This is a genomic window from Streptomyces sp. HUAS TT11 (genome assembly GCF_051553595.1).
Lineage (GTDB): Bacteria > Actinomycetota > Actinomycetes > Streptomycetales > Streptomycetaceae > Streptomyces.
Genome location: NZ_CP196184.1, coordinates 5956021 through 5968502 on the forward strand (window position 1 = coordinate 5956021; position 12482 = coordinate 5968502).

The 12482-nt window shown below is 70.3% G+C and carries 7 protein-coding genes and 2 tRNA genes; 6 read left to right on the forward strand and 3 right to left on the reverse strand.

The genetic code is table 11. The features are described from left to right. The first annotated feature begins 13 nt into the window (after nucleotides 1-13). Nucleotides 14-3991, forward strand: coding sequence for a type VII secretion protein EccCa (eccCa, locus tag ACSHXN_RS26595; protein ID WP_438303844.1), 3978 nt, complete (start codon nucleotides 14-16; stop codon nucleotides 3989-3991). Between the two features lie 82 nt (nucleotides 3992-4073). After that, nucleotides 4074-5495: a DUF6177 family protein gene (locus ACSHXN_RS26600; protein WP_438303845.1), complete on the forward strand. Its 1422-nt coding sequence runs from the start codon at nucleotides 4074-4076 to the stop codon at nucleotides 5493-5495. A 127-nt stretch (nucleotides 5496-5622) separates the two neighbouring features. Here ACSHXN_RS26600 and ACSHXN_RS26605 read toward each other — a convergent pair whose 3' ends face one another. Next, the gene (locus ACSHXN_RS26605; protein ID WP_355140828.1) at nucleotides 5623-6792 is read right to left on the reverse strand and encodes an acyltransferase family protein; all 1170 of its coding nucleotides are present in this window, start codon (nucleotides 6790-6792) and stop codon (nucleotides 5623-5625) included. A gap of 511 nt (nucleotides 6793-7303) precedes the next feature. Here ACSHXN_RS26605 and ACSHXN_RS26610 point away from each other — a divergent pair. Further along, nucleotides 7304-7498 (forward strand): hypothetical protein, encoded by a 195-nt coding sequence (locus ACSHXN_RS26610; protein ID WP_059131620.1) that lies wholly within the window; start codon nucleotides 7304-7306, stop codon nucleotides 7496-7498. 541 nt (nucleotides 7499-8039) lie between these two features. Here ACSHXN_RS26610 and ACSHXN_RS26615 read toward each other — a convergent pair. Further along, a complete protein-coding gene (locus ACSHXN_RS26615) occupies nucleotides 8040-8639 on the reverse strand; it encodes a DinB family protein (protein ID WP_438303847.1) in 600 nt (199 codons plus the stop codon). Nucleotides 8640-8895: 256 nt separating this feature from the next. Between ACSHXN_RS26615 and ACSHXN_RS26620 the strand changes: the two genes are divergently transcribed. Then, nucleotides 8896-9882, forward strand: a complete 987-nt coding sequence (locus tag ACSHXN_RS26620; protein ID WP_438303848.1) for a DUF1963 domain-containing protein — start codon at nucleotides 8896-8898, stop codon at nucleotides 9880-9882. Between the two features lie 356 nt (nucleotides 9883-10238). Here the strand turns inward: ACSHXN_RS26620 and ACSHXN_RS26625 are convergent. Next, nucleotides 10239-10309 (reverse strand) — tRNA-Gly (locus ACSHXN_RS26625). A gap of 153 nt (nucleotides 10310-10462) precedes the next feature. On the opposite strand from ACSHXN_RS26625, the gene ACSHXN_RS26630 reads away from it, so the two are divergent. Next, nucleotides 10463-10539 (forward strand) — tRNA-Pro (locus ACSHXN_RS26630). A gap of 213 nt (nucleotides 10540-10752) precedes the next feature. Continuing rightward, complete coding sequence (gene tig, locus ACSHXN_RS26635; RefSeq protein ID WP_355140831.1) at nucleotides 10753-12123, forward strand: trigger factor; 1371 nt, start codon at nucleotides 10753-10755, stop codon at nucleotides 12121-12123. The last annotated feature ends 359 nt before the right edge of the window (nucleotides 12124-12482 follow it).

Here is a 12482-nt window from a genome sequence, read left to right on the forward strand (position 1 = left end):
GAGGAACAGGCAGATGAGCACCAGACTGATCCACCGCCCGGCCCGCACCACCCGGCCGTCGGCGGCGCCGGAACCGCGCACCATCGAGGCGCCGCCCAACCTGCCCGAGGGGAAGGCGGGTTCGATCGCGACCTCGCTGCTTCCCGTCGCCGGCGTCATGTCGTCCGTCGTGATGATGACCGTCGTGCGCAACAGCCAGTTCGCGGGGCTCGGGGCGATCATCCTCGTGGTGACCATCGCCGGTTCCATGGCCCTCGTGTTCTCCCAGCGCGGCAAGGCCCAGCGCACCCGCCGCACCCAACGCGAGGCGTACCTCGCGTACTTGGAGGACCTGCGCGAGGAGCTGTCCGGGGAGGAGCGGCAGCGGCGCGAGACCGCCCAGGTGCTCAACCCGCCGCCGGACGCGCTGTACGACATAGTCCGCGACCCGGCCCGGTTGTGGGAGCGGCGGCGCGTGGACGGCGACTTCCTGCGGGTGCGCGTCGGCACCGGGGAGATGCCCGTACGGGATCTGAAGGTCGGTCAGCAGAGTTCGTCCGTGCTCACCCCACCCGACCAGTTCATGCTGAACGAGGCGTCCGCGCTCACGGCCCGGTTCGGCACCGGCACCGAACTCCCGCTCACCGTCCCGCTGGACCGCGTCGGCAACATCAGCGTCATCGGCGCCCGTGAGGACACCCTGCGCGTCGCCCGGGCCCTGTTGGTCCAGGCCGCCGCCACCCACGCCCCCGACGACGTCGCCATGGCCCTCGCCGTGCCCGGTGACCGGCTGGAGGAGTGGGAGTGGGCGAAGTGGCTGCCGCACCTGCTCGACTCCGATCAGTTCGACGGCCCTGTGGCCGCCCGCCGCATCGCCCCCTCGCTGCCTCAACTGGCCCGTCAGATCGGGCCGGAGCTACGCCGCCGCGCCTCCTTCGCCGCCGAACTGCGCCGCGGTCTGTCCGGCAAGGACGCGCTCGTCATGACCTCCCGGCTGCTGGTCGTCACCGACGGGCACGGCGAGGACGCCGTCGACCTGCCCCGCCCCGACGACGCGGTGGGCCTGCGGGACATGGGCGTCACCGTGCTGCACCTGCTCGACCAGCGGATCCAGGAGCCCGGCCAGGTCGGGGTCAGGATCACCGTGGAGGGCGCCCGGATCGACATCGAGGACCTGCGCGAGGCGGAGCCGATCAGTGCGCACGGCACGGTCGACGAGGTCGGCATCCCGTTCGCGGAGGGCCTGTCCCGGATGCTCGCCCCCATGCGGCTGTCCGCCGAGTCCATGGTCGACGCCCCGCTCACCGGGCCGGTCGACTTCGCGGAGCTGCTCGGCATCGAGGACGTGGCCCGGCTGGACCTCGACCGATTGTGGGCACCGCGCGGCGAACGCGCGTTCCTGCGCGTGCCCATCGGCATCAGCGACAGCCGTGAACCGGTCCTGCTCGACCTGAAGGAGTCCTCCGAACTGGGCATGGGCCCGCACGGCCTGTGTGTGGGCGCCACCGGTTCCGGCAAGTCCGAGCTGCTGCGCACCCTCGTGCTCGCACTGGTCGCCACCCACCCGCCGGAGGACCTCTCCCTGGTCCTCGTCGACTACAAGGGCGGCGCCACCTTCGCCCCCTTCGCCGACCTCCCGCACGTGGCCGGTGTGATCACCAACCTGGAGAACCAGGCGGGCCTGGTGGAGCGCGTACACGCCTCGCTCGCGGGTGAGGTCAAGCGCCGCCAGCAGGTCCTCAAGGATGCGGGCAACGTCGCCGACATCGGCCACTACGCCGCACTGCGCGCCGAGAAGCGCCCCGATCTGGAGCCGCTGCCGCACCTGTTCGTGGTGATCGACGAGTTCGGTGAACTCCTCACCGCCAAACCGGACTTCATCGACCTCTTTCTGTCCATCGGCCGGATCGGCCGCTCCATCGGAGTGCATCTGCTGCTGTCCAGCCAGCGCATCGAGGGCGGCAAGCTCAAGGGCCTGGACACCTATCTGTCGTACCGGCTGGGTCTGCGCACCTTCTCCGCCGACGAGTCCCGCACCGTCCTGGACACCACGGACGCCTTCCATCTGCCGCCGCTGCCCGGCTTCGGTTATCTCAAGGTGGACACCAGCCACTACGAGCGGTTCAAGGCGAGCTATGTCTCCGGCGCCTACCGCGGGCCCGTGCAGCGCGAGGAGGAGGACACCGGTCCGCTGGCCCTGGAGTACGAGGCGTACAACACGCTGGGCCGGCAGGAGAGTTCGGGTCCGGAGGAGCCGCAGATGCGGCGCCGCGAGACCGGCCCGACCGAGATGGGCGTCATGGTCCAGCAGATTGAGAACGCGGGCGCCGGCTCCGTACGCCAGATCTGGCTGCCCCCGCTGCCCGACGCCGTGGCACTCGACAAGGTCGCCGGGCCCGTCGAGGTCGGGGCGCGCGGAATGCAGCTCAGCAAGCGGCGCGGCCCGCTCCGGGTGCCGATGGGCATCCTCGACGACCCGACCAAGCAGTGGCAGGGCCAGTGGTACCTGGACCTCACGGTCGCGGGTGGTCACGCGGCGGTCATCGGCGGTCCGCAGTCCGGCAAGACGACGCTCATGCGCACCCTCGCGCTGTCCCTTGCGCTGACCCACACCCCGCAGGAGGTCGGTGTCTACGGCCTCGACCTGGTCGGCGGCGGCCTCCAGGCCCTGGCCGGGCTCCCGCACGTCGGCGGCGTCGCGGGCCGCGCCGACCGCGAGCGCGCCGCGCGCACCATCGACTCCGTGCGCGGCATGCTCGACCAGCGTGAGGAACTGTTCCGCATCCACAGCATCGACTCGCTGGAGCAGTTGCGCGACCTGCGCGCGGCGGGCCGTCTGCCGGAGCTGGCCTCCACCGAGATCGTGCTGCTCATCGACGGCTTCGGCGCCCTGCGGGACGACTTCGAGGAGCTGGACGACGCGGTCGTCGACATCCTCAAGCGGGGCGGCGGTTACGGCATCCACGTGGTCGCCGGCATGCTCCGCTGGAACGACGTGCGCATCGCCACCCAGTCCCAGTTCGGCACCCGCGTCGAGCTGCGCCTGAACGACGCCAGTGAGTCCAGTGTCGACCGCAAGCTGGCCGAGACCCTCGCGCCGGAGGAGAAGGGCCGCGTCCTCACCGACGGAAAGCTCTTCGCCCAGGTCGCGCTGCCGCGCACGGACGGCGCCGCCGACACCGCCGACCTCGGCGCGGTCCTGGAACGCACGGCCCGTTCGATCCGCGCCACCTGGAGCGGTGACGTGGCCCAGCCCGTCCGCGTGCTGCCGCACGTGCTGGAACCGCGGCTGCTTCCGGGCCCCGCGGCCGAGCCGCGGCGGGTGCCGATCGGCCTGGACCAGAACCGTCTCGCGCCCGTCATGCTCGACCTGTTCCAGCATGACCAGCACCTTCTGATCATGGGTGACAGCGAGTGCGGCAAGACCAATCTGCTCAAGGTCGTCGCGAACGGTCTCATCGAGCGCTACAGCGACGATGAGCTGGTCTTCGGCATCATGGACCCGCGGCGCGGGCTGCGCGGTGCGATCCCCGAGGAGTACCGCGGCGGCTACGCGTACAACTCCAAGCTGGCCGGCGCCCTGTCGGCCGGTATCGCCGGCGAGCTGGAGAAGCGGTTGCCCGACGAGAACGCGGACGGGGAGGACCTGGAGCCGGGCAGCTGGGGTTCGGGTCCGCGGATCGTGATCCTCGTCGACGACTACGACGTCCTCACCACGGCGGGCCAGCAGCCGCTCGCCCCCTTCCTGCCCTACATACCCTCCGCGGTGGACATCGGCCTTCACTTCGTCCTCACCCGCCGCGTCGCGGGAGCCTCCCGCGGTCTGTACGAGCCGCTGCTGCAGGGCCTGCGCGAGTCAGGGGCGTCGGCGCTGGTGATGGCGGGCGACCGCAGCGAGGGCCAGCTCTTCCCCGGCGTGTACGCCACTCAGCAGCCGTCGGGCCGTGGGGTGCTGGTGCGGCGGGGGGAGCCGAACCGGCTGATCCAGACCGTGCACGCGGAGGACCGGTGAACCGGACGGGTCCCCTGGGGCGTCCACGATCGCGCACCCGTACGACATCCGAACCGACCCTCGTGAAGGAGCGGCCGACCTCATGACCAAGGACGTCATCGCCCTGACCCGGAAGATGCCCGACCCGCTGAGCGTGATCGCGGGTCTGCTCTCCGGCGGCCCGGACACGCTGGTCGGCGTGGAGGGCGACGGTGCCGTCGTGCAGCTGTGCGACGAGCAGGGGCGCCCGCTGGTCTCCGTGGAGGCGCCACTGCTCGTCCAGGTCAAGGGCGAGGCACAGCGCCTGCTCGGCGCGAGCGAGCCGGAGGTGCCGTACTGGTGGACCGAGGCCCGCGCCACCACCGGGGTCGAGTCGGCCGAGCGGCTGGCGGGCACCTTCGCGGCCCGTCTGGCGTCGCTGGTCGGGGGCACCGCCTGGCCGCCGGAGGCCGCGACGTCGCTCGCCGTGGTGAATACCGACGGGCTGAGCGCGGTACCGACTCCCGCCGCCGCGCAGCCCGCGGTGGACGTGCTCACCGACAAGGTCGCCGTCCTGATCCAGGACCGCCCGGTGGTCGCGATGACGGCCTGGCTCTCGGACGCCCTGCGGGCCGCCGCCGACGCCGAACTGGGCCTGCAGATCGTCACGCCCGCGGGCGCCCGCCTCTCGCCCGCCGTCCGCAACAGCCTTCCGGGATGGCCCTCGCGCTGGGTCGTGCAGGACGAGAAGGACGGATACTACGACGGTCTGTCCGGAGCCGTGCTGGAGTGGAACAACGGCCTGTTCGCGACGGTGGAGTCTCCGGACGCCACTCCGCAGGACCCGCGCACGCCGGTCGCGGACGCGTACAGGAAGGATGTCGAGGACACGGGCGAACGGCAGTTGGCGCTCTCCTTCCGGGCCGTCCACCCCGCCGACGACCGTCTGGTGCTCGGCGGTGCGCTGGAATCCGTATGGCGCGAGATCACCGGCGAGCCCCCGGCCGGCTGGGGCACCGAGGAACCGGCCAACCTCCCCTGGTCGCTGCGGCAGTTGACGGACGTGGCGCACGAGCGGTCACCGGCTCCCACCTGGCTGGTCGTGGTCGGCACCCCGGAACGGCCCGGGCTCGCGACGGTGCGGATCACCCGTACGAAGGCCGGGGTCGAGGAGGACGTCACGCTTGCGTTCGGCTACGGGCCGGCGGAGGAGGTGCCGACGGACGCGGTACGCAGGGCGGCCGAGGTGCTCGCCACCCGGCACGATCTCCAGTCCATGCTGGTCCAGATCCGCAAGGCCCGCCGTGACCTGTCCGTCCCGCCGCGCTTCGAGGGGCCGGGCGTCCCGTTCGCCTTCGTCCTGGGGGCGGAGGAGGTGCGGACGATGCCGGGCGACCGCGCCCGCCGCACGCCCCTCGCCGAGGCCCCGGTCCCGCTCGGACCCCGGACCCGCCCCGCGCTCTACTACCCGCTTCCGGGGGATCCGGGGGACCTGTCCGGCTGGACGGACTTCGAACGTCTGATGCGGCATCTCAAGGGTGCGTGACGACGAGGGCCCCGGCGTCCCGCGCGGGACACCGGGGCCCTGACAGCGTCTCGCTCCACCGGGTGCGCGGGGCCGACGACCGGCCGGCGCTGCCCACGGCGAGCGGGAGGTGCGCTCGGTCCGCGCCTCAGGCCTTGGCCCGCTCGCGTGCGAGCGTCGCCGCGTCCCGCTTGAACGCCCACGCCATCTCGGGCTCCATGACGAAGCGGAAGGCCTTGCGCACCGGCGGCGAGCACAGCGCCGTCACCAGGACACCCGCGGCGAGCGTCACGGACACCTCACCGAGCGGCCGGTGCAACCACGTGTGGTCGTACCAGCCCCGGTAGTCCGCGGCCTTCACGAAGAAGCCGTGCAGCAGATAGCCGTACAGCGTGCCCGCGCCCAGCGTGGTGAACCACATCGTCCGGCGCGGGACCCAGGCGAAGAATCCGGCCGTGAGGAGCAGGGAGCAGCCCAGCAGGGCGAGCACCATCACCGGCCCGCACCACCAGGGCATCCCCAGCTCCTGTGCGCTGTCACGGTGGTAGAACCAGGCCGCGTTCATCCGCGGTACGGCCCACCACGCCACGGCGAGCCCGGCGACCAGCACCGGCACCGACACAAGGCGTACCGTGCGGCCCCGCAGTGCTTCGAAGTGCTCGGGCTTCAGCGACAGACCGATGACGAAGAACGGCAGGAACTGCAGCACGCGCTGGAGGTCGAGGTCGTCGCCGATGTCCGGCGACACGGAGGCGAGCATGGCGATCAGGATCGCCAGCGGGACGGGCCACCGGACCACCTTCCAGATCGGGGTCGTCAACCGCCAGATGAACAGCGCGATGAGGAACCACGTCAGGTACCAGGGGTCGAGCAGGCTGATCGTCAGGTCGGGGTCGCCGCCGATGGCGCGCTTGAAGAGGACGTACCCCGTCTCGAACACGACGTACGGCACGACGACACCGGTCAGCAGACGCTTCAGCCGGTCGGGGCGCATGTCGAAATTGCGGGAGAAGTAGCCGGAGATCAGGATGAAGGCCGGCATGTGGAAGGCGTAGACGAACATGTACGCCGCTTCGAGGGTGCGGTGGCCGCTCTTCAGGGGCTCCCAGGAGTGGCCCATCGCCACCAGCACGATCGCCAGGTACTTGGCGTTGTCGAAGAAGGCGTCACGCTGCTTCGCCGGCGGCTTGCCGGGCTGGGGCGCGGGCGGTCTCGGTGCGACCTGCGCCGCCGACTGCGCCTGGGCGGTCGGCGCACCCGGCTGCGGTGCCGAGGACGGGCCTGTTGCTCTTGTGGAGGACGAGGCAGCGTGGAACATCTGAGGCACCCTAGCGTTGTCCGTGGGATTTCGTAAAACCCTCGATGTAAATCCTTCTTTCGCCTGCGTGTACCCCGGATTCACGAAAGTCGGCGTGGCTGTGGCGTGTTCTTGCACACATCGGCCGCCGTGTCGATTTACCTACCACATGGGGGCGTTGTGTCCGTATTCATCACGACTAAAAGGTGCATAACACTCGAGGGCGACTCTGGCGAAATGTCCGACCCGATGGGGCGGACAACGGTTTCGAATTACCTGCGAACATGATGTGTGCACACTGAAACGATCACTGTCGAATACCTGTCGATCGCCTTTGAAAAACCGTGCGGGAGTGCCGTGTTCGCGCGCACCCGTCCGTGCGGTCCCGGCGGCGGGTGCGTCCGGGGTGGCCGACGATGACTCACGGGCCGCATACGGGGGGCCTGTTGGTGGCACGATGGTTCCAGCGGGGGTGCGCAGGGGTAGGCGCCCCCGGGCCGGGGTAGCGGACGGACCGAGGGTGTGATCAGTTGTGGCCATTTCGCTGTCAGTGGTGCTGCTGTTGGCGATCATCCTGGTGGTGTTGATCCGAGGGGGCTCGATCAAGGCGGGTCCGGCGATCGTGGCCATCCTCTTCGGCTTCTTCCTCGCCTCGACCGGCATGGCTCCGTCCATAAACCGGTTCCTCAACTCCATAGCGGACACCATCAACTCGATCAACTTCTGACCGGGTGAGGGGGGGCGGAGGTGCCCTCTCGGGCCGGTGCCTGCGGGCGGCGCGCCGGTCCGTGCGGGCACGCCGGTCCCGCCGGGCGGCGCCGTGGACGTACGGCAGCGGCGGCAGTCGGCCATCCGGCCGTGCATTCCGTCGAGTTGGGCGGCACTCCGGCGCTCCCGGTCGCGGTCCGCCGGTACGGGCCGCCGACGTTCGGTAGGGGCCTCCGACGTTCTGCCGACTCGGGGCTGCCGCAGCGGGTGGCTCGACGGGTGCGTCGAGTCCAGCCTTCAGGAAGAGCGGAAGAAGCGCGGCGACGAAAAGCCCGGCCTCGGCTGCCACACGGCCGAGAAGTCGTTCGAAAGTCTTGTCGTCGAAGTGGGGCGCCTGATCGGCGGCCGGAATCCGGACAGTGCATGCGGACAACTGGTCATCGCGTGAGGCGACTTGTCCGGTACGAAGGCGCAGGGCGCCGCTCGCCCGGTCGCACACGGGGGAACGACTCGGCCCGAGCGACGACGGGGCCTACGAGGTGGGGACACCCCTGACGGGTTCAGTCGGTGTCGGCTTCCTGCGCCACCCGCTCCAGTCGGTGCCGGTAGTCCTGCCACCATGTCGGATCACCGGCGGGCATGTTGCCGGTGCCCTTCGACCAGCCGACGGAACCGTCGACGAGTTCGCGCACGATGTCGGCGTGACCGGCGTGCCGGTGGGTGTCGGCGATCACCCGCACGACGACGTGGTGCAGTGTCACCTCTTGTCGCTCTGCGGGCCACCATGGGACGTGTCCGATCGCGTCCAGCGGCAGCGATCCGATCGTGTTGTCGGAGTGCTCCCACGCCCTTCGGTACAGCCCCGCGATCTGTTCGCGCGATTCCTCCGCGGTGGCCCACATGTCCGCGTTGGGTTCGGCGTCCTGCGTGTACCACCAGGGCGGAGGCTCCCGGTCGAAGTACGGACGTCCGAAGGTGTCACCGAGGTACCCCAGCTCCACCCCGGCGACGTGTTTGACCAGCCCCAGCAAGTTGGTCCCGGTCGGTGTGAGAGGCCGGCGGACGTCGTACTCGGAAAGCCCGTCCAGCTTCCACAGCAGGGCCTCACGGGCGTCCTGCAGGTAGCGCAGGAGGTCCGCTTTCGGGTTCGGTTCGACCATACGGGCAGTCTTCCAGCCGGCACCGACAGCCGGTCCCCTCGCGACCCCGTCCCCCGGCCGCCGGGACCTCCGGCCGGGGGTGGGCCACAGCACCACTCGCGCGACGCCGAGCCACCGGTCGGCCGGGCCGAGCGCGAGCGTCCGGTCGGCCGGGCTGCGGGTGCGGTCGCGGAACAGGCACACAAGCAAGAGCGGAATCCGACGGACTGACGTGCCCGCAGCGTTCCGCCGATCTTTGTAGGCCTGAGGAGCCACGATGCCCGGAGATGCACCCGAGCTGCCCGCGAAGGATCTGCGCACCCTGATACCGGAGTACGCGGGCCTTGCCCGGGAAACCACCCTCCTCACCCCGGAACCCGGCGACCCCGGCGTGCGGGAGAGCTCGCTGGGGGGCAAGCTGCTGTGGCCCGCGGACGAGCCGTGGCCGTACTGCGCGCAGGAGGACCACTGGACGTACGGGTCCGACCTGCGCAACCACACCGAGATCGTCCCGGGCGCGGTGCCGATGGTGCCGATCCTCCAGCTGTTCGCTCGGGATGTGCCGGGGTTGGAGTTCCCGGAGGGCGAGGATCTGCTGCAGCTGGTGTGGTGCGCGCTGATACATGAGCAGGATCCCGGGTCGGTGATGCCGCAGCTGTACTGGCGCAACGAGGCGGAGGTCGTGGCCGGCGGGCTGCTGTCCGAGATCCCCGAGGTGAGCGAGGGGGAGTACGACGAGGACAACATGCCGGAACCGTCCACGTTGTCCCCGACCACCGCGGAGGACTGTCCACGGTGGCTTGATCTGCCCAAGGACATGTGGGAGACCTGGGAGCCTCGTCTCCGCTCGCCGACGGGTGGCTCCATGCGGCCACCCGACTCCAACATCATCGGGACGAAGGTCGGCGGCCGGCCCGCCTGGACGCAGCCTGCAGACTGGCCGGGCTGCGAGAACGGACACCGCATGGAGCATCTTCTGACCATCACCGGCGACATACAGCTGGGCGACTGCGGCGGCGTCTCCTTCTTCCATTGCCGCCGGTGCCCGGGCCTTCCGTGGGACTGGCGCTTCGACTGCCACCGACAGCCGAGGCCGGTTGAGTCCCAAGGACGGAGTGGCCGGGCGCAGCGGTGGCAGCGACCGGCGGGGCGGCGAACCGATCATGGCGTTGGTACGGCGCGGCAGCCCCGGCCTCAGCCGTGTTCCCTGCCGTGTCCGGGCAAGCGACGCTCCTCGCGAACCGCTACGTGGAACACCCGGTGATCGACCCCGGCGACGATGCAGCGGGCGGCGGCAACACGGGGGAACGCCCTCGCGTGCCGGGTTTCGCGTCGCTGCGCTCGACTGTCTGCTGTTCCCGGTGCCGGTGCGCGCGAACTGATGGCGCGCATGGGCCACCAGCAGTGCCCGGCTGCGTTGATCCATCAGTATGTGCGAGTGCCGAACGGGCCGGCTGACTGCTGATGCCGTGAGCGGTCTTGTCGACAAGGGCGGCACGCGCGCGGCAAGATTCCAGAGCCGAAGGGGCACGCGGGGGACACGGCGAACTGATCACAACCCCCGCAAAAGCCGAGGGCCAGGCGGAGGATTGACCCTCTGACCTGGCCCTGAGCCGAAAGAGCGGGCGACGGGAATCGAACCCGCGTAGCTAGTTTGGAAGACTAGGGCTCTACCATTGAGCTACGCCCGCAACAACAGGCGCCGCAGGTCAGTGACCGCGGCACTGCAGGCATCGTAGCGGGTCGGCCGCCCCCCAGGCCAACGCGTCGGTCCGCTCGCGCGCCCGTGAACAAACGGGCCGACGCATCCGGCCAGGGCATGTACCCTACGTGTCGCACCAGCACGGGGTGTGGCGCAGCTTGGTAGCGCGTCCGCTTTGGGAGCGGAAGGCCGTGGGTTCAAATCCCGCCACCCCGACCATGCGCCGGCGCCGCTCGGCGCAGCATTGCTTGATCCCCTTTTGGGGCGCTGACCGGCTGCGGTTACTATGCAAGCTGCGCGCCCGTGTGTCTGCACTGCCATGTCTCTCAGGCAGGGGCCCGCTCCTTCCGTCGAAGGCCCGCCCGTCCCGGGCGGAGCAGCTCGGCAGAAACCCGCAGAACCCCAAGAAGTCAGCCACAAGGAGACCGAACCGTGAAGAGCGCCGTGGAGACCCTGAACCCGACCCGGGTTCGGCTCACTGTCGAGGTGCCCTTCGAGGAGCTCAAGGACAGCCTCGACGCGGCGTACAAGAAGATCAACCAGCAGGTCACGGTGAAGGGCTTCCGGAAGGGCAAGATCCCGGCCCGGGTCATCGACCAGCGGTTCGGTCGTGGCGCCGTTCTCGAGGAGGCCGTGAACGACGCGCTTCCGAAGTTCTACACCGAGGCGGTCAACGAGGCCGAGCTGAACCCGCTGGGCCAGCCGGAGGTCGACATCAAGGAGCTGAAGGACAACGAGGTGCTGTCCTTCACCGCCGAGGTCGACGTCCGCCCGGCCATCGAGATCCCGGACTACTCCGGCATCGAGGTCGAGGTCGACGCCGTCGAGGTGACGGACGAGGACATCGAGAAGTCGGTCGAGCAGCTGCGTGACCGCTTCGCCTCGACGACCCCGGTCGAGCGCGCCGCCGAGGACGGCGACGTCGTCACGATCGACCTGGAGGCCAAGGTCGACGGAGAGGTCCTCGAGGACGGCGTCGCCCAGGGCGTGTCGTACACCATCGGCTCCGGTGAGCTGCTGGACGGCGTCGACGACGCCGTGAAGGGCCTGTCGGCCGGCGAGGAGGCCACCTTCGCCTCCGAGCTCAAGGGCGGCTCGGCGGCGGGCAAGGAGGCCGAGGTGACGGTCAAGGTCACCCAGGTCGCCGCCCGCGAACTGCCCGAGCTGGACGACGAGTTCGCGCAGCTGGCGTCCGAGTTCGACACGCTGGACGAGCTCAAGGCGGACAGCCGCAAGCGCCTCGAGAACATGAAGCAGTACGACCAGGCCACGCAGGCCCAGGAGCGCGTCCTGGACAAGCTGCTCGAGCTGGTCGAGGTCCCGGTCCCCGAGAAGCTGCTCGAGGACGAGATCAACACCCGTAAGCACAACGTCGAGCACCACCAGCTCGCCCAGATGGGTCTGACCCTCGACAAGTACCTGGAGATGCAGGGCAAGACCGCCGAGGAGTACGAGACCGAGACGCGCGAGGCCGCGGTCAAGGGCATCAAGACCCAGTTCGTCCTCGACGAGCTGGTCAACAAGGAGAAGCTGAACGTCAACCAGGAGGAGCTCACCGAGCACCTCATGCGGCGCGCCGCCTCCTCCGGCATGTCCCCCGACCAGTTCGCCCAGGCGGTCGTCGAGGGCGGCCAGGTCCCGATGCTGGTCGGCGAGGTCGCTCGCGGCAAGGCCCTGGCGGTGGTGGTCGAGTCCGCCACGGTCAAGGACACCAACGGCGAGCTGGTCGACCTCGACGACGAGGACGAGGACGCCGCGGCCGAGGCCGCGGAGGGCTCCGCCGAGGACAAGCCCGAGGCCTGACCTCCGTACGGCCGACAACCGTGACGACGGGTCCCGCGATGCGCGTGCGCGCTCCGGGGCCCGTCGCCGTATGCGTACGGCCGACGACCGTCCCGCGGCCGGCCGCGCGCCGGGGGAGGGCCGGGGCTCCGGGGCGCCGGGAGGCCCGTGCACGGGCCGGGCCACCACCGATCAGCCCGCGTCAACGCGACCTTTCGGAGCACCCGCGGCGACAATGGATCCGGAGCCCGGGACGGAGCCCGGAAGGGCGCTCAGGACGCCGGGTCCCGCACCGCCAACGGCCATGCGCTGACAGCGAACACCCGCAGAACCGGGATGGCACCCGCCTGCCTGCGCGTTAGGGTCCATGAATACGAGGG

Excerpts from the sequence above, each read along its gene's own strand:
- ACSHXN_RS26615 (WP_438303847.1), bottom strand. The coding sequence starts at position 8,639 with ATGGTCGAACCGAACCCGAAAGCGGACCTCCTGCGCTACCTGCAGGAC.
- ACSHXN_RS26620 (WP_438303848.1), top strand. The coding sequence starts at position 8,896 with ATGCCCGGAGATGCACCCGAGCTGCCCGCGAAGGATCTGCGCACCCTG.
- ACSHXN_RS26600 (WP_438303845.1), top strand. The coding sequence starts at position 4,074 with ATGACCAAGGACGTCATCGCCCTGACCCGGAAGATGCCCGACCCGCTG.
- ACSHXN_RS26605 (WP_355140828.1), bottom strand. The coding sequence starts at position 6,792 with ATGTTCCACGCTGCCTCGTCCTCCACAAGAGCAACAGGCCCGTCCTCG.
- eccCa (WP_438303844.1), top strand. The coding sequence starts at position 14 with ATGAGCACCAGACTGATCCACCGCCCGGCCCGCACCACCCGGCCGTCG.